This is a genomic window from Coriobacteriia bacterium (genome assembly GCA_018368455.1).
Taxonomy (GTDB): Bacteria; Actinomycetota; Coriobacteriia; order Coriobacteriales; family UMGS124; genus JAGZEG01.
On record JAGZEG010000010.1, the window covers coordinates 12637 to 34982 of the forward strand.

A 22346-nucleotide genomic window follows, 5' to 3' on the forward strand; every position below is an offset into this window, starting at 1 on the left:
GCGCAGCCATCCGACCAGCGCGACACCCGTGCTTTCTGGCAACTCCCACCATGGTATCGCGCCGTCTGGCCCGCTCGAGCGCCCCTCGCCGAGCCCAGCGATTCAGCGCAACGATCACACTCGCAGGACCGCAGGATGCGCCTTACTTCCCCCAGGAGATGAACGCCCAGCGCACCTCGCGCTCGGCATCGGCCTCGAACGTACGGTAGTCGGAAGCCGCCGGGTTGTCGCGATAGTGCTCGTCGAGGAACCGGTGCAGCAGCCCCTGCTCCGTAGGGTTGAGGTCGTCACCCAGCATGGCGGAGAGCTTCTCGAACGCCTCGTCATGGCTGGCAAAGCCGGGCAGGCTGTGCGTGATGACGTAGGAGACCTCGGGATATACGCCGTGCGCGAGCAGGACGTTGATGACAAACACGTGGTCGCTCACGACGTTGCGAGCGCGGCCCACGGCTTCATAGGCGCGCTCGTCCTTCATCGGGGAGCGCCCTGACGCCACCGTGGCACACACGCGGCGCCGGGCCGTCTCGTCGAGCTTCGTCATCGCGGACGTGAGATGGTATGTCGCCATGGAGCGGGAGCTGATGGCCACGTCGACGGACTCGGGCAAGATCCCCGCGGCGCGCCAGTCATCATCCCAGGCCAGGTGGTGCGCCTCGATGCGGTCGGCCACTCCGGCCTCACGCGCACGGCAGTCGAGCGCTTCGAGCATCTTCGTGGAGAAGTCGGCGCACACGACGCGGCAACCCATCTGTGCAAGCGGTACTGCGAGCAGGCCCACGCCGCACCCCATGTCGAGCACGGTCTCCCCCGGCTGGATGCCCGAGCGCTCGATAAACGTGCGCTCATACTCGCCGCTGCTGCTGTGGCTACCGTAGCTGGCGGCTCGCTTGTCCCAGTGCTCGACGTTGCCGGGCTTCGTGCGAGCGTCCTGGTAAGCATGCCAGGCTGCTTCCCAGTCAACGCCGCCGACGCCGACGCTGATTCCCCTGCTCAGGTTGTCCATGCTGACGTCCCTCCGCGCTCGCTGCGAGCGCCCCGATTCCTCGGCATCGCGCCATTCCCGGCCTGCCATCTTATCAGGCACGCCCGGTCGCGTCACATGCCAAGATCAGGCTGCGAGAGAGGCTTAGCGTTCCAGCTCGTTACCCAGAACATCGAGATCCACGCCCTCGGGAAGATCGCCCACACGAGGCGCATCGGCATCGCGCGCGCCCAGCGTCGCGCTACCCTGTCGCGTGGCCACGGCAGACGCCAACGCCACCCCGCCGCGAATTCGGCCCTGGCCGTCGCGCGCGCTCACGCGGACCCTGGGAAGGGGCGTGCCATCGATACCCGTGATGACTGGCGTCGAGAGGGCAACGGGGACGGAGCGCACATTGAGATCAGCGTCGTCAGACTCCTGCCCACGGGAAGAAGGCTCCTGCTCAAAAGCGTCCTCGACAAGGCTGGCCTCGGCCGTGCCCTGCTTGTCTGCAGCCGCGAGCTCCTTGTCGCGCTGCGCCATGTAGACGCGCGGCGTCATGCCGAACGTCTCTTTGAACACGCGGTAGAAGTTGCTGGGATTCTCGTACCCACACAGACGTGCCACCTGGGCCACCGGGATCTCTCGCGCGTCGAGCAGTGTCAGAGCTCGCTCCATGCGAATCTCTCGCAACGTCTCGCCAAACGACTTGCCCGTCTCGCGCTTGATGAGGCCGGACACCGTGTTGGGGTGGAAGTTGAAGTGAGCGGCCACGCTTGCCAGCGTCGCGTCAGAGCAGTGCTGGGACATGAACGCGAGAACCTGCTCGAGTCGCTCTGAGGCGTTCTCGGGAACGGTCACGCGAACCATACTCACCAGATAAACGTCCTTCACCGCGACTCACTCCACCCAGAAATCGATATACGCCGGAATGGGGCTCTCGACGCCGTCTTCGTTGACGGAGCGGATGAGCAGCTGGTATGCGCCGGGAAGCTCGGGTGTGTACTCGAAGCGCCAGTAGAGGTTGGCGTCGGCTACGGTGCCGGGCGTCTCGTACGTCGTCCACGTCTCGCCGTCGTCGAGCGAAAACTGCACCGCTCGGACGCGTCGGTCATAGTCGTTGGCATACCCTTCGAACACCAGGGGGCGACCAACCTCGCCATGCACGCCACCTACCATGGGAGATAATCCGCCCCCGTTCGCTCACTCGCTCCTCATCATTGCGCCTCTGCGGAAAACCGACCTACCGCGCAGCGCGCTTCATCCCTTTGAGCCATCATACCCGCCAACAACCATGTGTGGAACAGGTAGTGAGAAAGCGCTCTGAGGTAATTATAGACTGATGATAAGACGGCGCAAAGAAGAACAACGGATACCAGTTCATACCAACGGCGCAGATAACTGACGCATAGAAAACTTACCCCTGCAGAACACGTGACAGAGGGGATTCGGGCATGTGAGGATGTTCGAAATACGGATGCGCTCTACGCGATCGCGCCCTGCTGCGCCCCCTTGAGAATGCCGTTGAGCACGCCGATGTTGGGATTGATTGCGAATGCCCCGCCGGCAAGCGGGACAGCGGGTGAACCAGGCACCTTGGCGGCGGGCACGCGCTCGACGCCGATGCGAACGACATCGCGCACGGCATAGTGGGACGGAGCGCCCTCGATCCACAGCTGGTTGGCGCAGCCCTCGCTCTCCTTGACAGGCACGCCACCGATGCGCGAGGCCACGACACTCGCACGGCCGAGCACGTATTCGAGGGGAAGACGCACAACAAAGCCGTCGGCCGACGTGAACGAGACGACGTTGGCGCCCTCCCACACCTCGGCACGCTTGAGCAGGTCGGCGACGGAGGCCCCTTCGACGCCAGCACGCGCTATGACAGGCCCGACGGCAGAGCAGCAGGGATCCCCCAAGCGAACGGTAAACGCGCGAGAGACGGCGCCGCTTATCGCAAGATCGCCGTCCTGGGTGGCAGAGACACACGCAACCTCTGACTTTGAGGAACCGCCTGCCGCAGAAAACGAGAAGGAACCCTGAACGTTGTGCACCTTCACGCGAGCCGGCCCACCCGGCACCGTCGCCCTGAAGTCTGACGCATTACCTTGCGCACCCGAGCTGCACTGCACGAACATGGCTCCCCCTCGCAAACGCCCTCGACGTTCGAATGCGTGCAAGCATACATCGTGGCGCCTGTTTGCGCGACCCTAAGGTACCTTCGCATATACGCAGGTAGAGGGCATCGCCAGGGTGAGTGGGATGACAGATCGTGCTAGCGGGGCTCGGCTGCAAAGAAAGCATGTGGCTTCCCCGCAGCCGAGCGTTTTTTGCCTAGTGTACGGGCGGCATGCCCGTCGGCGCACCGTTCACTGCGTCGGCGCTCGCCTTCTTGCCGGCCTCGCAGGCATCGAACACGAGCGCGTGCTCATCGCCAGGAAGAGCCGCGCGGGCCTGATCGCGCAGAGAGTTCACGCCGATGAAGAACTGACGCATCATGACGACCATGAGGTAGCGGCCCTTGGGAGACAGCGTCAGCATCTCGTCGTCATCGCGGTCGAATGCGTCGTTCAGCTTCATGAACATGTACTCGACCGGTAGGCCCGCGGCAACGGAGCAGCCAAAGCGCTCCTTCCAGGCCTTCTTGTCGATAGACAGACCGAACAGGTCCATCATGAACCGGTAGCGCATCTCGTCGCGCTTGGGGAATACCGTGCGCGCCATGACGCTCATGTGGCCCTCAGAGATGCGCTTGGAGTAGTCGCGCAGGCTGAACGTGTTGATGTAGAGCGTGCCGTTGAGGTACGAGATGCCGCCGGATCCGACAGCCGGGTACTGCTCGTAGTTCACGACGTACTCGTCGATCATCTGCCCCTCCTCGCGCGAGAAGGTGTAGCAGCTGCTCGGACGGAACTCGGGGTTCTTGCCGCCGCAGAAGCCGTCGTAAATCTGGTGGTAGAACTCGGCCTCGTGCTTGTAGTCGACGTGTCCCACCGTCTTCTCGATGGAAGCGCGGCTGGCCGGCGACACCATGAGCGGGTAGAACGTCGTCTGGTTAGCGCCCGACTTCTTCACGCACGCGATGTCGTGCTCGATCATCTCAGGCGTCTGGCCAGGGAAGTTGAAGATCATGTCCACGTTGAGCGACTTGAACAGCTTGGCCTCGGCCACGGCCTGGATGCGCTCGAGAATCTCCTCGGCGCTGCCGTACTTGTCGTAGCGCACCATGCGCTTGAGCAGGCCGTTGTCGAAGCTCTGCACGCCGACAGACAGGCGCTGCACGAGGCTGCTGAGCTGCTCGAGGTAGCCGGGCACGAGGTGGTTGGGGTTCGTCTCGCTCGAGACGTCCTTGATCGTAGGGAAAAGATCGCGCGCCAGGCCGATCGTCTTGGCGAGCTCGTCCATGAGTACGGTCGGGGTACCGCCGCCGACGTACACCTCGTGGAAGGTATAGCCCTTGTCCGCGAGCATCCGCATCTCCTCGCGCATGGCCTCGAAGTACGGCAACGCGCGCTCACTGGAGAACGGGAAGCGGTTGAAGCTGCAGTAGGGGCAGAGCACCTCGCAGAACGGAACATGCATGTAGAGCATGTACTTGCGGCCGGGCTCAGGGCCGGGCAACTCAGTGAGACCTTCCTCGGGGCGCAGATGGAAGTACTTGTTGCCCAGGATCTCGACCGTTTTGGAAAGCAGCTTCTCTGAGAGCATCGGGAAAACCTCCGAATGCGGTCTGTTAAGTTCTTAGGTCTTCTTTCGATGATAGATTGTGTGCACCCAAGAGAATGACTAAGCTGATGCGCACACGAATCCAACACCCTGGGAGGCCTGTACATGCCCAACGATACCACGCTCTACCAGCGCCCCGAGCACTACATTCCCCGCATCGCCGCCGTGCATGACATGTGTGGCTACGGCAAGTGCTCGCTGACGGTTGCCATCCCCGTGCTGTCCGCCGGTGGCTGCGACGTGTGCCCCGTGCCGACGGCGCTGTTCTCGGCCCACACGAAGTACCCCGTCTTCACGATGCACGACACGACGGACATCCTGCCCGGTTACCTCGACGCCTGGCAGAAGGAGGACGTTGACCTCGACGCCGTGTACTCCGGCTTCCTCGGCGCACCCGAGCAGGTCGAGGTCATCCAGCGCCTCTATCGCGAGTATCCCAAGGCTCTGCGCGTCGTCGATCCCGTCATGGGCGACGGCGGTCAGATGTACCCCACGTACACGCCCGAGCTGTGCGCTGCCATGGGCGCACTGGCCAACGGGGCCGATATCCTGACGCCCAACCTCACGGAGGCGTCCATCCTCATCGGATGCGACTACCCGGGCCAGGACCTCACTGACGAGCAGGTGCGTGACATCGTCGAGAAGCTTCTGGGCATGGGCGCCAAGAACGTCGTGCTCAAGGGCATCGACCGCGGCGACGGCAAGCTGCGCAACTTCGTGGCCGGCGAGGGGCTGCCGATGACCGAGGTTGCCCACGAGAAGCTGCCGTACATGCTGCACGGCACGGGCGACCTGTATGCCTCGGGGCTCACGGCGGCTGTCATGGCCGGACGCGGTCTCGTCGAGGCAGCGCGTTTCGCCGGCGAGTTCGTGCGCGACGCCATGGAGATCACGCGCTACCAGCCCAACTACGAGATGCGCGGCGTCTCGTTCGAGCCCGTCCTCGGCGAGGTCGCGGCGCTGCTGAAGTAAGCGAGCATACCCCACGAGCACGCAAGCCCGCCTCGCACCCATCGCGCGAGGCGGGCTTTTTCATATAAAGTTGAGCACGAAAAGCGGCGCGCAAAGGCACATGAGCCAGGACGGGCACAGTGCGTAGGCACAGTACGCGAATCGAAGCGCAGTAACGCGAGACGAGGATGCCGATGGGCACAGCAGCGAACAGATCGAGCGAGGCGACCCTCTTCCGCCCGCGTCAGGCCCGGCCGGCGCTTCGCTGGGCGGCACGGGTCATCGGCATCGGGGCGGCGGCATGGGTGGCGCTGCGGTTCGTGCCAGCCCCGCTCGACCACGTGGGGCCGATCCCGGCGCTCGTGTCGGCAACGCCGTGGCTCGCCATCCCGCTGGCGCTGGCCCTCGTGCTCGCCGTGGCGGGGCGCGCCCGCGTCGTCGCGGCCCTCACGGCGGCATGCCTCGTGCTCCAGGCCTGCTGGCAGCTGCCGTTCTACCTGGACACGAGCCGCCACCTCTCCGACGAGACGCTTGCGGCGAGCCGGACGGACAAGCCGAAAGCCACAGAAGGCGGGACCTCCGCAGCAGGCGAGCCCGGAACCGCCGACGCCCCAGCCGCCACGCCCCCATCCACCATCCGTGCCATGACGCTCAACACGTACTTCGGTCAGGCCGACGTCGACCAAATCTGCGCCATCGTCGCCGAGCAGGGCGTCGACGTGCTCGCCCTGGAGGAGGTCACGCCCGAGCTCGCCGCCCGCCTGCAGGCAAGCGAGCTTCCTGGCCTACTCCCCTACCGCATCGGCGAAGAGCGCGGCCAGCAGATCTGGTCGAGCCTGCCACTCGAAGACAAAGCCGCCAACGAGACGGGCTTCGAGGTCTCGCCGGCCTGCGCCGCCAGCGTCCGGCTCGCAGGCGGGGAGCGGCTGCGCTTCGTCGCTATCCACACGACGGCGCCCACTGGACGTTGGGGCGCGCAGTGGGCGTCGAGCATTGAGCTCGTGGGGCAGCTTGGCCGACAGCCTTACCAACAGGGGGATGCGCGCTACGTCCTCATGGGCGACTTCAATGCCACGATGGACCACCGCGTCTTCCGCGAGATGCTCGGGGAGCGCTTCGTCGACGCGGCCCAGGCGTCGGGCTCAGGCGTCGACTTCACGTGGCCGTCGAACCGCGTCGGCATCCCGCAGCTCATCACCATCGACCACATGGTCCTCGACCAGGGCGTGCGCGCCGCCGACATGCAGACCATCACCGTCGCCGGCTCCGACCACCAGGCCCTGCTCTTCACCCTCGACGTCGGGCCCTAGAGCCCGCGAAGCCCGGCGTCACGCCACGTCAAACTGGACGCGGGCGGGCGTCGGGCTCACCTGCCCGAGCTCGTTGACGCTGCGCGCCTCAAACAGATACGTCCCCGCCTGCTCGGGCACGTAGGAGAACGACCAGCGCACCCATCGCCGGCTGTCGGCGCCCTCAACCGGATACGTCGTCCACGAGCGCCACCCGTTGAGGCTAAACTGCATGGCCACGATGGCGCGGTCATAGTCGCTCGCATAGCCCGAAAGCTCGACGGGCTGCCCGACGCGGTGCGTCTGCGTTCGTTCTCCCACGTCCCTGCCCCCTTATGCAGCCGTCGCCGCGGTGAGCTCGTCGGTGATCGGCGACGCGCCCAGCTCCGCGCTCACGTTCGGGCGGTTCACGTACTCGTACTCGGTTGGGTCAAGCGAGGGCTCCGCAGGCGCCTCGTCAAGCGCCAGGAACTCGACGCTCACGATGTCGCGCGTAAAGTAGCGCCCCGCGGACGACTCGATCCACAGCTGGTTCGTGCCGCCTACGCTCTGATCGAGCCCCTCGCCGTTCACCGCGTAGGCGATCGTGGCCCCATGCGCCATGAGGTACGTGAGCGGCAGCGTGTTCTGCATGCCATCAGCGGCCGTGAAGCGCACGGCGTTCACCGCAGGGTCGATGCCGGCGCGCGCCGCCAGCTCGGTCACCTTCACGCCGCTCACCTGCGCGTTGATGATGGCTGCCCCGCCGGCCCCGTTGTTCGAGCAGGCGCACGTCATGACGCTCGTCTGGCCGCTCTCCTGGGCCAGGTCCGCCAGCGAGACCGCGTAGGGCGTCGCCACGTCGCCAGACACCTCGATGTCCCACGACGACAGGTCGCTCACCTCGTAGTACGGCGAGCTGCACAGCACGGCCGTCGTCTTGCGGAACGTGCCCGCAATCTCCTCGTTGGTGCTGAGCGCATTCTGCGTGAACGAGAACGTGCCCTGCACCTCGTCAGGCTGGACGTGGCTCGCGACCCGCACCTGCGCAGCCTCGGCCCCCTGGCTCATCGCCACAGACTGCGCGGTGGCATTCGCATCCTGGGCCAGAGCGATGCCACCAGACCCCATGCCAAGGCCATCCGCGCCGAACACCGCCGTCAGGCCCACTCCCGCGCCCACGGCACCAATCGCCAGAGCCGACATGCTAACTGCACCCGCCACGGCGCCCGCAGTAATCCGCTTCGTCTTACTCATCAGAACCCTCCTCGGGAGCCGCAGCCTCAGCAGCACCGTCCTCGTCCGAATCGCTCACCGTCACGATGATGCCACCCTCGACCTCGTTCGTCGCACCGTTGGCATTGACGCCGCGTACCTTGAGGACGTACGTGCCGGCCTCCTGAGGCGTCCAGCTGAAATCGAAGAGCACCCACTGCAGCGGGTCAAAATCCTCGGGCACGTCAACGCGCTGCCATGTGGCGCCCAAGTCGGTCGAGAACTCGATGGCCTCAAGAGGCGCGACCGACACCGCGTAGGCGTATGCGTAGCCCGTCAGTTCGATGGGCTGGCCCAGATCGAAGTTGAGCCCGTCGTTCTCGAACCATGCCGCCGAGACGTAGTTGAGCTCGTCACCAGGGATGGCGTCGGCGTTTGCCGCCACGAAGTCCACGGGGTTCTCGCCGACGTTGAAGTCGATCGTCTTGACCCACTTCGTCCAGAAGGCGCCGCCGACGCCCGGGGACACGAGCGCCATCGGGCCGCCCAGGTCGTAGGGCAGATCCTCGCCGTTGATCTTGAGTGCGATCATGCCGTAGTCGTAATAGTTGGCCAGCGGCTGCTGCAGGGCGCAGTTCTCCCACTCGTCCCAGGCCGTCAGGTACACCTGGTTCACGCCATCGGCCAGGCCGCCGCACTGCTCGACCAGGTACTTCAGGCTCACGCCCGTGTACGTGGCGTTATAGATGTTGTGGCCGGCGCTACCCGCGACGACGCACTGGTTCGTCGCCGTGACCTCCGTCTGGGGCATGGCCGCCAGCTCGTCGTACGTGAACGAGCGCGGGTTCTTCACGCCCGTCAGCGTCACGTCATGGCTCTTGTCGTACAGATTGTCCTCGTTGTAGACGCCGCTGTGGTTGAGGGCCGTGAACGTGTCTCCCAAATCGTCGATGACGTCCTGGTTCATCTCGACGCTGATCTCGCCGTTGACGGCCGGCGTCTCGGGAGCGCTCACGTCGGTGACGTAGCCGGACTCATGGCCGCGCAGGCGCAGGAACTCGCGTGTGAGGGGGTTCGTCGAGGCGTCCGGGTAGCCGCCGAGCCCGCCGTCGTACATGACCTCCTCCCAGAGCTTCATGTCCCACGTGCCCAGCTCGGTCAGCGAGGCGCTGTCCGTGACGACGTGGCAACTCCAGCAGTTGCCGCCGAACGTGTCGGTGAACTGGGTGCTGCTAAAGTGGCGCGTGTGGATGGCGTCGGCGAAGTAGTTGCCGTAGTCGGCGCTGTGCACGTCGTGGCACGAGAGGCACCCGTCAAGCAGCGTCGCGTTGTGCGTGTCCGAAAAGCCGTTGCGCGTGATCGGGTGGTCGAACGGAAGGCTGGAGTGCGCGGACTCCATCACGTCGCTCAGGTCGGTGTGGCACGAGTTGCATCCGCGGTTACCGGCGTTCACATACGTCGTGTTCCACTCGTTGTCGGGCAGAAGACCGGCATCGCGCGCCGCAAATCCCACGACGGGAGCATCGCCATCCGTCGTCGCCTCGTCCGCCCAGGCATGTCCGGGACTGGCCAGCGCCAGCATCAGAGCGAGGCCGCCCGCCGCCAGGCAGGCCAACCCCCTCAGGCCAAGGCGGAGCAACCTCGTCCCGCCCTCCCCCGTCGTTCGTATCATCGCGCTTCCTCTCTCCTCGGGACCTAACCAACGTGGCCCCATCGTCGCCCGCGAGGCCGCGCGAAGCCACGTCAGGAGTTCGGTATCTGCGCGCAGGGCGCCTCATCAAATTTTTGGTAGTGACATCCCCGCACCTCAGCGCTTCAATAAAGCCCTCACGCGCGAGCACGATACGGTGCGAAAAAGCGGGACAAACGGGCCGCCACCACCGCGTGACACGTGGCGCGAAAGCACGCAGGCGACACCGGAGGGAGATGGGCATGTCCTCATCGCAAGGTACGCATGAGGCCGAAGCGAGCACGCCGGAGCGCACGCCCGAACACGCGACGCGATTCGACGGCTTCGTAATGGGCCTCGCCCTCACGTCCGGCCTGTTCGTCAGCTGGTGGGCCGCCTTCCACGAAATCGCGTGCGGAGGCATCTCCATCCGCCTCGAGGTGCCCCTTCCCTATACGTACATGAGCTGTTACGCGCACGCCATTGGCTGCATCCTGGGCGCCGCGCTCACACGGCCGATTCTGCACGGCGCCAGACGTCTTGCCGGCGAGCGCGCCGGCACCATGCGACTCGTCTACGCGACGGGCGCGGCCCTGCTCGTCTTCACCCTGCTGTTCTTCCTGTGCCTGGGATATGACGCCTATCTCGCCGCCGCCCTCATCCAGACGCTCATCAACGCCCTGGCCATCGTCCCCATCATCCTGGGCATCGCCATGCTGTCCCAACTCGCGCTCAGCAACGCGACGCTCATCCTGTTCGCCTGCCTGGCCACGAGCGTGCTGGTGAACAATGTGGCACTCCCGCTCGTCATCTACCTGGGAGGGGCGCTCATCGCCGTCCTGCCCGTGCTCGTCGCCATGTTGGGACTCTCCGTCCTCTGCCTGCATCGCACGGCCGGCAGGGCCCAGTGGGGACCCCTGGCACGGCGCGTCCATGACGTCCTCGGGCTGGATCGTTCCCTCGTCAAGGGCCCCTCGCCTCTTATCGCAGACCGCCCGACGAAAGACGACGATGCCACGTCAGGAGTAGCGAGCTCCCCGTCTGCCCGCGCCGCCGCCGATTCCGCGGGCCTGGGCGCACAAGCCGCCGTCCACCTACCCTGGCAGCCCCTGCTCCACCTCGCCATCTACAGCCTTCTGTTCGGAATGATGCACGTCGAGGCGAGCAGCCTCATCGTCGGGTTCTTCGACCGGAATCTGCCCTACACCGCGGGCGCGCTGCTGGCCGTCGCCCTGTTCTACGGCTGCTTCATGCGCGCGTCAGCCAGCTCGTTTGTCTGGCCACGGATGCGCACGGTCGTCTTCCCACTCACGACCGCGAGCTTTCTGATGCTGCCCCTGCTCGGTGGCAGCGAGTCCTACCTGCCCGTGACCTCGATTAACGGAGCCAGCCTGTTCTATGACATGGCGCTCGTGCTCGCCCTGCTCTACGTGGCCCGAGAGACGTCGTTGGGCATCGTGAGCCTCGCCCGCATCGCCATCGGCGTCAAGATGGCGTTCTTCCTACTGGGCACCGTGCTGTGCCACCTCGAGATCAACCTGCTGTCATCCGACATCCTGCAGGAGCCAACGTCAACCCTCGCGGCATTCCTGCTGCTGATGGCCGGCACCATCTGGGTCGGCGACGACTACCAGGCGCGCAAGGTGTGGGGCCTTCGGCTCGATAGGGGTCCCCGCAACCCCCAGAAGGTCGAGCTGCAGGCGAAGTGCAACTACCTGGCGCGAAGGTACCATCTGACGCCCAAGGAGCGCGAGATTGCCCAGCTGCTCGTCGAAGGCAGGCGCGTCGGTCAGATTGCCGAGGAGATGATGGTGAGCGTCAACACGACGAGGACGCACGTGCGCAACCTCTACGCCTCCGTCGGCGTCCACTCGTTCAAGGAGCTCGACGCCCTCGTGCAGGCCATCGACCCCGCCGAAGCCTACTCCGTCAGCGCCTAACGCCCGCGGAGCCCGGCGCCCGCAAGCGTAGCGTGTCCCGCGGCATTCCCAAACAGTCCGAGGCGTCCTGGTGCCCGCAGCACGCCCCCAACGAGCCCGCGGCGCCCGGCGCTCCAAACGCCCCGCAGCATCCGGTACCCCCATCGCACCTAAATCCCCATCGCACCAAACGACTTTAGAATCTCTGCCAATTGCCCGTGATTCTGAAGTTGCTAGAGATCAAGGCTGTTCGGGTCGAGCAGAAACTGCTTGAGCCCCATCGTCACGATGCCCTTTTCGTCGCGGCTCAGCATCACGTTGTCGCGCACGACGACAATTTTCTTGAACGAATCCTCCGCCCCGTTCAGTGAACGCACCTCCTGGGCCCGCTTCTCCTCGGTAGGCAGCGAAAGCGCGGACTGGATGTAATAGCGCCGGCTCCCCAGGTTGGCCACGAAGTCAATCTCCGTGCGAATCGTCCTGCGCTCGCCGTCCTTCATCTTTCGGATGTCGACGACGCCGACGTCCACGGCAAATCCCCGCATGACGAGCTCGTTGTAGATGACGTTCTCCATGATGTGCGTCTGTTCCTGCTGGCGAAACTTGAGCCGGGCGTTGCGCAGCCCCACGTCCTCGAAGTAGTACTTAAATGGCGAGCCAATCGCCCGGCGGCCCCGCACGTCATAGCGAGCAGCATGGCTCACCATGAACGCATCCTCAAGGCAGTCGAGGTAACGCGCGACTGTCACCTCGGAAATGTCGATACGCTTCACGCTCTTAAACGTAGCAGCAAGCCGGGCAGGATTGGTCAGCGACCCGATGGATGACGCGACGAAATCGACAAGTTCTCCCAACTCAGTCGGTCGCTGGATGCCGTTGCGCTCGATGATGTCGCGCAGGTAGGTTTCCGAAAAAAGACGGTCGAGGTACGTCACCTTATCCTCTTCGCGCGCCATATCGACAACGCGCGGCATGCCCCCATACGTGTAGTACTCGTTCCATGCCTCATCCCACTCGCCCCCTCGAGCGGAGTAGAACTCGGCAAAGCTCAGCGGATGGATGCGAACCTCGTCGCCACGTCCCCTGAACTCCGTGATGATGTCCGAGGAGAGAAACTTCGAATTGCTACCGGTCACGTACACGTCGGCATTTTCGAAGTGGAGAAAGCCGTTGAGCACGTCCTCGAACTCATCCATGAGCTGTACCTCGTCGAGCAGGATGTAGTACATGGCACCGTCAACCAAACGAGACCTCACGTAGGCGTAGCAGGCGTCGGGGTCACGCAACCCCTTATTTGCCCGGTCATCAAGCTTGATTTCGATGATATGGTCCGCCGGGACCCCGGAGGCAAGAAGGTGCTCCCTGAAGAGGTCGAACAGCAGGAAGGACTTGCCGCAGCGGCGGATTCCCGTCACAACCTTGACGAGTCCGTTGTGCTTGCGATCAATCAGCTTGCCGAGATAGAGAGCGCGGTCAATTCTCATGGCACTACTCACTTTACTTTAGAATCTCTGCCAATTGCCACTGATTATAAACTTATCTTAGGCTGAGTCAGATGGGCTCCAGGCCTCGTAGCTACATGAGACTGTAGAATATTTGCCAATTGCCCAAGATTCTAAAGTCACTCTCACGAAGCCAGCGATGGGGCCCTCAGCATGCCAGCGGCACCCGGCACTTCCAGCGCCCCGCAACGTTCCCACGGCATCCGGCGCCTGCGATGTCTCGGCAGCGAGAACGGCCCCAGCAACGAAAAAGGCGGCCGCCCGGAAGGATGGGGCGGCCGCCGTATTAGGGCGTAGGGGATGAGGTTCGGCGGCGCTACTCCGCGAGAGGATCGGTCGCGCCTGTCGTGGCAGAGAGGTCGTAGCCGGACAGGCTCATCGTGAAGCCGGTCGGATCGTCGGCGTTTCGCGCCCACGTAAACGTCAGGACGGTCTGCATCGGGTCGCTCGCCTTGCCGCTGAGCTTGCCGTCTTCGGCAGACACGTGCCCCTGCACGTCAACGACGACGTTCTGCACGGCCGCATCCTCGAACGCGTTCATCGCCAAGGCCATGGCACGCGTCTGCGCCGAGGAGGCCATCTGCTCGAGAGAGCGAGCCGTGTCGTCGCTCATGGTGACGCGGAGCGTGCCCGTCGTCGTATCAACGGCATCAACCTGCGTGTTTCCAGGGAACGTCACGATTTCGTTGCCCCAGAGGATGCCGTTCGACAGTGCCGACTCAACGCGCTCCTGCGTGACACCGGACGACAGGTCGGGCACCATGGAAAGGCGGATGTTTTTGCAGGCAACCTGAGCGAGCAGGATACCAACAACGAGAATGACAACAACGGTGATGCCGACGCGCATGACAACGCGCTCGACAGATTCCCCCTTGGGATCGTCCAGAGCGAGAGGGTCGAGCACGTCGCCCGACTCGCGCTTGGCACGCAGGCGCTCCATCTCTGCATCGGCCAGCGTATACCCATGCGGATGCGCCTCCTGGGACGCCTCCTCGGGTCGATGGCTGTCAGTTTCCATGGGCCTGCCTTCTCCTAAGCCGGACATCAACGCACGAAAGTGCGCAGCCACGCAAGCCGCGCACACTTCGACGATCTTGAACTATACGCAGTTACCCGCGTCTGAACAACCTTGACCCCCGCAAACGGCGTCCCTGCCAGCGATTCTACGCACCGCAAATCCGTCCGTCGCCCAATTCCTGCCGTCCACAGGGATTTGATCATTTTTGAAGCAACCACATCAGCCGGGGCCACAGTGTTCCAGATGCAAGGCACCCGGCGGTGAAGCGTATTGGACATACGCGAGCCGCCGGGGAACGCAGCAGATGGTGGAGTGCCGCACAAAACTACCCCGTTAGCAGGCGTCACGACGCCCCAGCTGCAAGGCGCCCGGCGGCGATGCGTATTGGAATACGCGAGCCGCCAAGAACGTAGCAAACAAGACGGGGCACCGCCGCTTGCAATTTCAAATCGACTTCGTTAGCCGGGGCCACAGTACCCCAGATGCAAGGCGGACCGGGGCGTAGCGTACTAGACGCTACGTAAGCCCCGGTCCAACGCAGCAGATGGAGTGCCGTGGTCCCCGGCCGGCACTTCTTTAGTCAACAACCCCCTCGAACTGCATCCGATAGTACTTCGCGTAGATGCCGTTGGCCGCCACGAGCTCATCGTGGGTGCCGCTCTCAGCGACCTGGCCGTCCTGCATGGCAACGATGCGGTCGGCACTGCGGATCGTCGAGAGGCGATGCGCGATGACAAGCGTCGTGCGCCCGCGCGACAGGTGCGCAAGCGACGCTTGCACGGCCCGCTCGCTCTCGTTGTCCAGAGCGCTCGTCGCCTCGTCGAGGATGATGATCGGCGGGTTCTTCAGAAACACGCGCGCGATAGAGATGCGCTGCTTCTGGCCGCCGGACAACCTCGCCCCGCGCTCGCCCACCATCGTGTCGTACCCCGCCGGCAGGCTCATCACGAACTCGTGGATGTTGGCCTTCTTCGCCGCGTCGATGATTTCCTCAAGCGACGCGTCCGGACGACCGTAGGCGATGTTCTCACCGATCGTTCCGTCGAAGAGGTACACGTCCTGCTGCACGATACCGATGCTGCGCCGCAAGCTGTCCTGCGTCACGTCGCGCACGTCAACGCCGTCGATGTGCACCGCACCCGAGCGCACGTCGTAGAAGCGCGGCACGAGCGAGCACGTCGTCGTCTTGCCACCACCTGAGGGCCCGACGAGCGCCACGGTCATCCCCGGCTCCACGTGCAGGTCGAGATGGTCGAGCACATCGGTCTCGCCGTCATAGGAGAAGCAGACGTCGTCGAAGTCGATGCGTCCCTCTCTCACGGCGATGTCGGGAGCACCGGGTCGGTCGACGATGTCCGGCTTCGTGTCGAGAATCTCGCAGAACCGCTTGAAGCCGGCCGACGCCTTCTGGAACACCTCCGTGAAGTTGACGAGCGTCTCGATCGGCGTGTTCAGGATGCCGATGTACAGTGCGAAAATGGCCAGGTCAGATGCCACCATCTGTCCCGACGCCACGAGGTAGCCGCCCAGCACGATGACGACGGTGTACAGCATGCCCGACATCGTGGAGCTCACGGCGCTGAACGTCCCCATGCACCGGTACGTGCGCTCCTTCGAGGCAAGGTACGCGTCATTGGAGCGGTAGAACTTGCCGCGCTCGTAGTCCTCAGCCGCAAAGCTCTTGACGACGCGAATGCCCGCCAGCGAATCCTCGAGCTGCGAGTTGATGCCCGAGATCTTGACGCGGTTGTCATGGAACGTCGCTTGCAGCGCCTTGTTGCGCTGGATGAGGTAGATAACAACGGCAGTCGTGACCAGCGCCAAGGCCAGCGCGAGCTGCCAGTTGATGAGCGCCATAATCACGAGCATGCCAATGATCTCGATAGAGCTGATGACGATGTTCTCCGGGCCGTGGTGGGCGGCTTCGGAGATGTCGAACAGGTCGCTGACGACGCGGCTCATCATGTCGCCCGTCTTCACGCGATCAAACCACGAAAACGAGAACCGCTCGTACTGGTCGAACAAGTCGGCGCGCATGCGGCTCTCCATGCGCGCGCCCATGATGTGGCCCCACGCTGCCACGAAGTAGCGACAGCCGTAGCGCACGGCATACATGACGACGAGGCCCACGAGCAGCAGGAACAGCGCAGAGTAGATCTCGGCGGACGGGCCCTCGAACAGGCCGTTCGTCAGCGTGCGCAAGATCTGTGGGAACGACAGGTCGATGGCGGCCACGATGAGCGCGCAGGCCATGTCTATCCAGAAAAGGTGCTTCTGCGGCCCGTAGTAGGAGATGAAGCGCCCAAACGCACTCGTCTTCTTGCGGGGCTCTGCCGTCGGTGCCCCTGCCTGTCCGCCCTGAGCCACGAGCGCCTCCTCATCAATCACGATCCGCCTACCAAAACAACTCGGCGCCGTCGGATGCATCATGCCCCATCCGACGACGCCGTTTCTTGCAGAAAGCTCGATGAGCCGCCGAGCGGCCATACGCCACAGCCGTGTACGGCACAGCACCGCGGCTTAGGCGGTCTGCTCGATTCGCCCCATACGACGCGCGATCGCATCGCACAGCAGAACGCCGATCATCGTCTTCGAGTCGATGACCCTGCCGTCAAGCACGCGATCGACCATCTCGTCGAGATTGACGAGGTCAACATGGATGAACTCGTCGTCATCGGGCTCGGCACCCGTAAAGCGCAGGCCCATGGCCATGTAGAGACTCATGATCTCGTCGGAGTAGCCCGCCGCCAGCGCGATGTGGCAGAGGAATGCCACGCGCTCGGCCTCGTAGCCCGTCTCCTCCTTGAGCTCGCGGCGGATGGCGCTCTCCGGATCTTCGCCGCCGTCAAGCTTGCCGGCGGGAATCTCCAGCGTCACCTGCTCGAGCGCCGTGCGGTACTGATGCACGAGCACGACCTTGTTGTCGTCGGTCAGTGCAATGACACCAACGGAGCCGGGGTGGCGCAGCACGTCGCGATGGGCGAGGCGACCATCAGGCAGGCGCACCGTCACGTCGTCCGCAACGAGAAACGAGCCGGCCCACTGTTGGACGGAGCTCTCGATAACCTCGGACAGGCCGTCGTCGCCCACCTGAGTAGCCTGAGCCTCAACATCCCCCATCTCGACTACGCCTCCCAGGCAGCGCGGCCGCTCAACGCACGCAGGCCGACGTCAAGGCGCATCATCTTTCCGTCAAACGAGATGGCGTCCGCCGCCTCGTAGGCACGGTCGCGCGCCTCCGAGAACGTCTCGCCGATGGCCGTAACGTCCAGCACGCGCCCGCCGGCCGTGCGCAGCACGCCCTCGGCGTCGAGCGCCGTACCCGCGTGATACACCGTGACGCCCGGCAGCGCATTGGCCTTGTCGATGTCCGTAATCGCAAAGCCCTTCTTATAGCTGAGCGGGTAACCCTTAGAAGCGAGCACGACCGTGACGGCCCACTCGGGACGCCAGGACAGCTCGACATCTGCCAGACGGCACTCGGCACACGCCATCATGACGTCGACGAGGTCAGTCTTGAGGCGAGGCAGGATGACTTGCGTCTCGGGATCGCCGAAACGCGCGTTGAACTCCAGCACCTTCGGGCCCTGCGGCGTCAGCATGAAGCCGCCGTACAGCACGCCGCGATAGTCGATGCCGTCAGCCGCCATGCCTGCAACGGCCTTCTCCATGATGGCCGTCATTTGGGCCATCTCGTCGTCCGTGACGATGGGCACCGGCGAGTAGCAGCCCATGCCGCCCGTGTTCGGACCGCGGTCGCCGTCGTAGGCGCGCTTGTGGTCCTGGGCCGTCGCCATGGGACGCATGGTCGTGCCATCGGTGAACACCAGGTAGGAGCACTCGGGGCCCGTCAGGCCCTCCTCGATGACGACCGTGGAACCCGCGGCGCCGAAGTGGCCCTCGAAGCACGCGTCAACGGCGGCCAGCGCCTCCGGCTCGTCCTTCGCGACGACGACGCCCTTGCCCGCAGCCAAACCGTCGGCCTTAACGACAAGCACGCCCACACCAGCCGCGAAGCGCTCGCTCACATACGCGCGCGCCGGCTCAGCCTCCGTGAACGCCTCGTAGTCCGCCGTCGGGATGCCGTGGCGCACCATGAACTCCTTGGAGAAGCGCTTGGAGCCCTCGAGCTGGGCGCCGTGCGCACCCGGGCCAAAGCACGGGATGCCCTCCTCGCGCACCGCGTCGGCCACGCCGGCCACAAGCGGCGCCTCGGGGCCAATGACGACAAGCCCGATGTTGTGCTCCTGGGCAAACTTCGTGACCGCCGTCGCGTCGTTGATGTCGAGCGAGACGTTCTTGGCGATGGAGGCCGTGCCGCCGTTGCCCGGGGCCACGTAGAGCGTGCCGCACGAGGAGGACTTCTTGAGCGACACGGCTATCGCATGCTCGCGGCCGCCGCTGCCCAGCAAAAGGATATCCATGACCTGCCCTTTCATACAAATCCGGCCCGACGAAGGCCTGTGCGCCTGCCGCCGAGCCGGAATGATTTCCGACGATGTGAGAGGGACCCGTACCGGCCGCGTCGCCGCGAAGCGATCCCTCAGGCAAGCGCTCCTACCAGTGGCGCATGATCGTCTGCTCGCGAGACGGACCCACGGCGATGATGGACACCTTCACGCCGGAGAGGTCCTCGATGAAGTCGATGTAGTCCTTGGCCGCGCGTGGCAGCTCGTAGAAGCTGCGGCACATCGAGATGTCCTCGTTCCAGCCGGGCATCTCCTCGTAGATCGGCTTGGCGTGGTGAAACAACGTCTGGCTCTGCGGCACGGTGCGATAGACCTGGCCGTCGCACTCGTAAGCCGTGCAGACCTTGATCTTGTCGAGCGACGACAGCACGTCGAGCTTCGTGATGGCCAGGTCGGTCAGGCCGTTGACGGCGGCCGCGTACTTTGCCACGACGGCATCGAACCAGCCACAGCGACGCTTGCGACCCGTCGTCACGCCAATCTCGCTGCCGACGGTGCACAGGAGCTCGCCTGCCGGCTCATCAGCCGGAATCTCCGTGGGGAACGGGCCGGAGCCGACGCGCGTGATGTAAGCCTTCGCGATGCCCAGGATGCGGTCGATGTTCTTCATGCCCACACCGCTGCCGATGATGGCGCCACCGGCCGAGCAGCTCGACGACGTCACGAACGGGTAGGTGCCAAAGTCGATGTCGAGCATCGTGGCCTGGGCGCCCTCGAACAGGATGTTCTCGTCGTTGGCGACGGCGCCCTGCAGCAGGGCAGCCGTGTCGGTGATGTAGGGAGCAAGCTTGTCGGCGTAGACAAAGAACTCATCGCAGATCTGGTCGACCGTGTAGGTGGGCAGGCCGTACACCTTGGAAAGGATGTCGTTCTTCTCCTGCAGCGCAGCCTCGACCTTCTCGCGGAAGATGCCCTTGTCGAGCATGTCCTGCATGCGCAGGCCCATGCGGCTCGCCTTATCCTGGTAGGCCGGGCCGATGCCGCGACGCGTCGTGCCGATGAGGTTGTTGCCGAGACGGCGCTCGCTCGCACCGTCGAGGTCACGGTGATACGGCATGATGATGTGCGCGTTGCCCGAGATCTTGAGGCGCTCGCAGCTGATGCCCTCGCCCTCCAGGATGTTCATCTCCTCGATGAGCACCTTGGGGTCGATGACGCAGCCGTTGCCAATGACCGGCGTGATGGTGGGGTACATGACGCCCGACGGGATGAGGTGCAGCGCCAGCTTGTACTTGGGGGTGATGACCGTGTGGCCGGCGTTGTTGCCGCCCTGATAGCGCACGACGTAGTCGTACTTATCGGAGATGAGGTCGGTGACCTTGCCCTTGCCTTCGTCGCCCCACTGGGTGCCGACAAGAATCGTAGCGGGCATGTATGCTCTTCTCTCTCGCGTGAGGCGAGAACGCCAAGCGATCGCCCCAGGTGACAGTTACTCCAGCAGTATACCCGGAGCGCGTTTTTGATGCGACAGCGCGCCGGGCTTCCGACACTCACGACAGAATCAGCGAGTCAGCCGCGCCCTAGCCCTCGGAGCGGGACATGTTGCGGAACGCCGTCTTGTCGGCGAGGAACACGAGCGGCACGTCGACGCCAGAGCGGCCAGCACGGTTCTTAGCCACGATGATGTTGGCCGTACCCAGCGGTGGGCGGTCGTGCTTCTCGTCATTGGCCTCGTCCTCCGTCAGCGAGCGGTCGATGAACATAACGGTATCTGCGTCCTGCTCGATGGAACCCGACTCGCGCAGGTCGCCCAGGACGGGGCGCTTGTCGGGCCGTTTGTCCACCTCTCGGGAGAGCTGCGACAGGGCGATGACCGGCACACCGAGATCCTTGGCGAGCACTTTGAGCGCACGGGACATCTCGCCGACCTCGTTCGTGCGGTTCTTCTCGCGCCCCGTGTTCACCGGGTTGATGAGCTGTAGGTAGTCCACGATGATGAGACCGCCTTCCTTGCCATGCAGCAGGCGGCGTGCCTTCGTGCGGATCTCGATGACGTTCGTGCCAGCCGTATCGTCGACGGTGAAATCGAGACTCGACAGGCGTTCTGTGGCCTCGACGAGCGGCTGCCACTCGTCGTCCATGATGCTGCCCTGGCGCACGGCCTCGCTCGAAATGCCCGCCTCGCTGCACAGAAGACGCGTCGCGATTTCCGAGCCGCTCATCTCCAGCGAGAAGAACACGACGGGCGTGCCGGCTTTTGCCACGTTGAGCGCCAGCGAAAGGGCGAAAGCCGTCTTTCCGACGCCAGGGCGGGCGCCGATGATGTGCATCGTGCCCGGTCGCAGACCCAACAGCACCTTATCGAGCTCGGTGAAGCCCGTCGAGATGCCGGCGATGTGCGCGTTACCCGTGGCAATGGCGGCGATCTCGTCGTAGGCCTGCATCACGAAGTCGCCGAGCGGGTGCGAGGCGCTCTCTACCTCACGGTTCGTGACGGAGAGCAGCATGGCTTCGGACTGCTCGACGATGGACTCGATGTCGTCGGCAGGCGCGTCGAACGCCAAGGCCGTGATGCTCGTCGAGGCTGCGATGATGGCGCGCAACACGGCGCAGCGCTTGACGATGGCTGCGTGCTGACGCCAGTTGACGAGTGCGACGGCACCGTTACTCGCAAGGTCGATAACGAACGTCTTGCCACCGACAAGCTGCAGCTGATTGGACGCCTCGAGGTAGTCTGCGAGCGAGAGCTGGTCAATGGGGATGTCGCGCTGGAACAAGTCTGTGATGGCTGCATAGACGACGCGGTGTGCCGGGCGGTAGAAGTCCTCGACCTTGAGCAGTGAGACGATGTCGGGCACGACCTCGGGCGACAACACCGCGGCAGCGAGGACGGCCGCCTCGGCGTCCGTGTTCTGCGGCATCACGTTACCGCCCGTCAGGCGACTGTCAGGCTCGTTTATGTCCATGGCCATCGCTCAGCGCTTCCTTCCGTGTAGAGCCAGACGCCCCCTCGCGTCTCAGGAAGGCGATTGTAGCCCACAAAACAGCAAAGGGCCGCCACCTCGACACGAATGCCAATGGTGGCGGCCCCTCGGGACGCTCGTGACAAGCAACGCGCGGAGGACTAGGCCTCCACAGCCTCCTCGGCGACCTCAGCGGTCTCCTCGGTGACCTCCTCGACAGCCTCCTCGGCCTCGGGCTCGGCGTCGGCAGCGGCAAAGCCGTCGGCGTCGTTGACCTCGACCGTGATGGTGGCCACGATGTCGCGATACAGGGCGACGGGCACCTGATGGCTACCGGCAACCTTGATCGGCTTGTTGATCACGATGCGCTTGCGATCGACCTCGACGCCGAGCTGGCTCTGGGCGGCCTCGGCGATCTGGGCGGCCGTAACGGAGCCGAACAGCTGGCCCTCGTCGCCGACCTTCGTCTCGATGCGCACGGCCTTGCCGTCGAGCTGAGCCTTGATAGCGCTGGCGTCAGTCAGGCGGGCGGCCTCACGCTTCTGGATGTTATTGCGGCGCTGCTCGAGCTGCTTGAGGTTGCTCGCAGTCGCCGGGATGGCGATCTTCTGAGGGAAGAGCCAGTTATTGGCGAAACCGTCGGCAACGTCAATGACGTCGCCCTCGCCGCCCTTCCCCCTGAGCTCGCCCATGAGAATGACCTTCATGATTGAAACTCCTCACTTGAAACCATGGCCGAGGTGTC

At 64.4% G+C, this 22346-nt stretch carries 19 protein-coding genes; 3 read left to right on the plus strand and 16 right to left on the minus strand.

The window, feature by feature from the left end; translation table 11 throughout:
- Window positions 1-142: 142 nt before the first annotated feature.
- From KHZ24_07520 to KHZ24_07540, 5 genes are all read right to left on the minus strand, one after another.
- On the minus strand, window positions 143-1003 hold the full coding sequence (locus KHZ24_07520; GenBank protein MBS5451044.1) for a methyltransferase domain-containing protein: 861 nt from the start codon (window positions 1001-1003) through the stop codon (window positions 143-145).
- Between the two features lie 123 nt (window positions 1004-1126).
- Window positions 1127-1837 (minus strand): helix-turn-helix transcriptional regulator, encoded by a 711-nt coding sequence (locus KHZ24_07525; protein MBS5451045.1) that lies wholly within the window; start codon window positions 1835-1837, stop codon window positions 1127-1129.
- A gap of 24 nt (window positions 1838-1861) precedes the next feature.
- Window positions 1862-2128: a hypothetical protein gene (locus tag KHZ24_07530; protein ID MBS5451046.1), complete on the minus strand. Its 267-nt coding sequence runs from the start codon at window positions 2126-2128 to the stop codon at window positions 1862-1864.
- A 317-nt stretch (window positions 2129-2445) separates the two neighbouring features.
- Window positions 2446-3099: a hypothetical protein gene (locus KHZ24_07535; GenBank protein ID MBS5451047.1), complete on the minus strand. Its 654-nt coding sequence runs from the start codon at window positions 3097-3099 to the stop codon at window positions 2446-2448.
- A 196-nt stretch (window positions 3100-3295) separates the two neighbouring features.
- Window positions 3296-4669 (minus strand): coproporphyrinogen III oxidase family protein, encoded by a 1374-nt coding sequence (locus tag KHZ24_07540; GenBank protein ID MBS5451048.1) that lies wholly within the window; start codon window positions 4667-4669, stop codon window positions 3296-3298.
- 123 nt (window positions 4670-4792) lie between these two features.
- Here KHZ24_07540 and KHZ24_07545 point away from each other — a divergent pair, with 123 nt between their 5' ends.
- Window positions 4793-5659: a bifunctional hydroxymethylpyrimidine kinase/phosphomethylpyrimidine kinase gene (locus KHZ24_07545; GenBank protein ID MBS5451049.1), complete on the plus strand. Its 867-nt coding sequence runs from the start codon at window positions 4793-4795 to the stop codon at window positions 5657-5659.
- Window positions 5660-5832: 173 nt separating this feature from the next.
- Complete coding sequence (locus KHZ24_07550; GenBank protein MBS5451050.1) at window positions 5833-6948, plus strand: endonuclease/exonuclease/phosphatase family protein; 1116 nt, start codon at window positions 5833-5835, stop codon at window positions 6946-6948.
- 18 nt (window positions 6949-6966) lie between these two features.
- Here the strand turns inward: KHZ24_07550 and KHZ24_07555 are convergent, their stop codons facing one another.
- From KHZ24_07555 to KHZ24_07565, 3 genes are read right to left on the minus strand one after another with little or no spacing between them, the layout of a single operon-like run.
- Window positions 6967-7248 carry a molybdopterin-binding protein gene (locus KHZ24_07555; GenBank protein MBS5451051.1) on the minus strand — a complete coding sequence of 94 codons (282 nt, stop codon included), beginning with the start codon at window positions 7246-7248 and terminating at the stop codon, window positions 6967-6969.
- Between the two features lie 12 nt (window positions 7249-7260).
- Window positions 7261-8163 (minus strand): molybdopterin-dependent oxidoreductase, encoded by a 903-nt coding sequence (locus KHZ24_07560; protein ID MBS5451052.1) that lies wholly within the window; start codon window positions 8161-8163, stop codon window positions 7261-7263.
- Window positions 8156-9793, minus strand: coding sequence for a molybdopterin-dependent oxidoreductase (locus KHZ24_07565; protein MBS5451053.1), 1638 nt, complete (start codon window positions 9791-9793; stop codon window positions 8156-8158). Before KHZ24_07565 ends, KHZ24_07560 begins: the two co-directional genes overlap by 8 nt.
- Before the next feature lie 260 nt (window positions 9794-10053).
- Between KHZ24_07565 and KHZ24_07570 the strand changes: the two genes are divergently transcribed.
- On the plus strand, window positions 10054-11730 hold the full coding sequence (locus KHZ24_07570) for a hypothetical protein (GenBank protein ID MBS5451054.1): 1677 nt from the start codon (window positions 10054-10056) through the stop codon (window positions 11728-11730).
- 212 nt (window positions 11731-11942) lie between these two features.
- Here KHZ24_07570 and KHZ24_07575 read toward each other — a convergent pair whose 3' ends face one another.
- The 8 genes from KHZ24_07575 to rplI form a co-directional block, all read right to left on the minus strand.
- Window positions 11943-13193: an ATP-binding protein gene (locus tag KHZ24_07575; GenBank protein ID MBS5451055.1), complete on the minus strand. Its 1251-nt coding sequence runs from the start codon at window positions 13191-13193 to the stop codon at window positions 11943-11945.
- A gap of 334 nt (window positions 13194-13527) precedes the next feature.
- Window positions 13528-14229, minus strand: coding sequence for a hypothetical protein (locus KHZ24_07580; GenBank protein ID MBS5451056.1), 702 nt, complete (start codon window positions 14227-14229; stop codon window positions 13528-13530).
- Between the two features lie 576 nt (window positions 14230-14805).
- Entirely contained in the window at window positions 14806-16656 is a 1851-nt protein-coding gene (locus KHZ24_07585; GenBank protein ID MBS5451057.1) for an ABC transporter ATP-binding protein, read from the minus strand.
- Between the two features lie 93 nt (window positions 16657-16749).
- Complete coding sequence (locus tag KHZ24_07590) at window positions 16750-17349, minus strand: NUDIX hydrolase (GenBank protein ID MBS5451058.1); 600 nt, start codon at window positions 17347-17349, stop codon at window positions 16750-16752.
- 5 nt (window positions 17350-17354) lie between these two features.
- The gene (purD, locus tag KHZ24_07595) at window positions 17355-18653 is read right to left on the minus strand and encodes a phosphoribosylamine--glycine ligase (protein MBS5451059.1); all 1299 of its coding nucleotides are present in this window, start codon (window positions 18651-18653) and stop codon (window positions 17355-17357) included.
- 133 nt (window positions 18654-18786) lie between these two features.
- On the minus strand, window positions 18787-20070 hold the full coding sequence (locus tag KHZ24_07600) for an adenylosuccinate synthase (GenBank protein ID MBS5451060.1): 1284 nt from the start codon (window positions 20068-20070) through the stop codon (window positions 18787-18789).
- A gap of 148 nt (window positions 20071-20218) precedes the next feature.
- Window positions 20219-21610 carry a replicative DNA helicase gene (gene dnaB, locus KHZ24_07605; protein MBS5451061.1) on the minus strand — a complete coding sequence of 464 codons (1392 nt, stop codon included), beginning with the start codon at window positions 21608-21610 and terminating at the stop codon, window positions 20219-20221.
- Between the two features lie 152 nt (window positions 21611-21762).
- Window positions 21763-22308 carry a 50S ribosomal protein L9 gene (gene rplI / locus KHZ24_07610; protein ID MBS5451062.1) on the minus strand — a complete coding sequence of 182 codons (546 nt, stop codon included), beginning with the start codon at window positions 22306-22308 and terminating at the stop codon, window positions 21763-21765.
- Window positions 22309-22346: the final 38 nt, after the last annotated feature.

Excerpts from the sequence above, each read along its gene's own strand:
- KHZ24_07520 (MBS5451044.1), bottom strand. The coding sequence starts at position 1,003 with ATGGACAACCTGAGCAGGGGAATCAGCGTCGGCGTCGGCGGCGTTGAC.
- KHZ24_07535 (MBS5451047.1), bottom strand. The coding sequence starts at position 3,099 with ATGTTCGTGCAGTGCAGCTCGGGTGCGCAAGGTAATGCGTCAGACTTC.
- KHZ24_07540 (MBS5451048.1), bottom strand. The coding sequence starts at position 4,669 with ATGCTCTCAGAGAAGCTGCTTTCCAAAACGGTCGAGATCCTGGGCAAC.
- KHZ24_07545 (MBS5451049.1), top strand. The coding sequence starts at position 4,793 with ATGCCCAACGATACCACGCTCTACCAGCGCCCCGAGCACTACATTCCC.
- KHZ24_07550 (MBS5451050.1), top strand. The coding sequence starts at position 5,833 with ATGGGCACAGCAGCGAACAGATCGAGCGAGGCGACCCTCTTCCGCCCG.
- KHZ24_07560 (MBS5451052.1), bottom strand. The coding sequence starts at position 8,163 with ATGAGTAAGACGAAGCGGATTACTGCGGGCGCCGTGGCGGGTGCAGTT.
- KHZ24_07565 (MBS5451053.1), bottom strand. The coding sequence starts at position 9,793 with ATGATACGAACGACGGGGGAGGGCGGGACGAGGTTGCTCCGCCTTGGC.
- KHZ24_07570 (MBS5451054.1), top strand. The coding sequence starts at position 10,054 with ATGTCCTCATCGCAAGGTACGCATGAGGCCGAAGCGAGCACGCCGGAG.
- KHZ24_07575 (MBS5451055.1), bottom strand. The coding sequence starts at position 13,193 with ATGAGAATTGACCGCGCTCTCTATCTCGGCAAGCTGATTGATCGCAAG.
- KHZ24_07580 (MBS5451056.1), bottom strand. The coding sequence starts at position 14,229 with ATGGAAACTGACAGCCATCGACCCGAGGAGGCGTCCCAGGAGGCGCAT.
- KHZ24_07585 (MBS5451057.1), bottom strand. The coding sequence starts at position 16,656 with ATGCATCCGACGGCGCCGAGTTGTTTTGGTAGGCGGATCGTGATTGAT.
- KHZ24_07590 (MBS5451058.1), bottom strand. The coding sequence starts at position 17,349 with ATGGGGGATGTTGAGGCTCAGGCTACTCAGGTGGGCGACGACGGCCTG.
- purD (MBS5451059.1), bottom strand. The coding sequence starts at position 18,653 with ATGGATATCCTTTTGCTGGGCAGCGGCGGCCGCGAGCATGCGATAGCC.
- KHZ24_07600 (MBS5451060.1), bottom strand. The coding sequence starts at position 20,070 with ATGCCCGCTACGATTCTTGTCGGCACCCAGTGGGGCGACGAAGGCAAG.
- dnaB (MBS5451061.1), bottom strand. The coding sequence starts at position 21,610 with ATGGCCATGGACATAAACGAGCCTGACAGTCGCCTGACGGGCGGTAAC.
- rplI (MBS5451062.1), bottom strand. The coding sequence starts at position 22,308 with ATGAAGGTCATTCTCATGGGCGAGCTCAGGGGGAAGGGCGGCGAGGGC.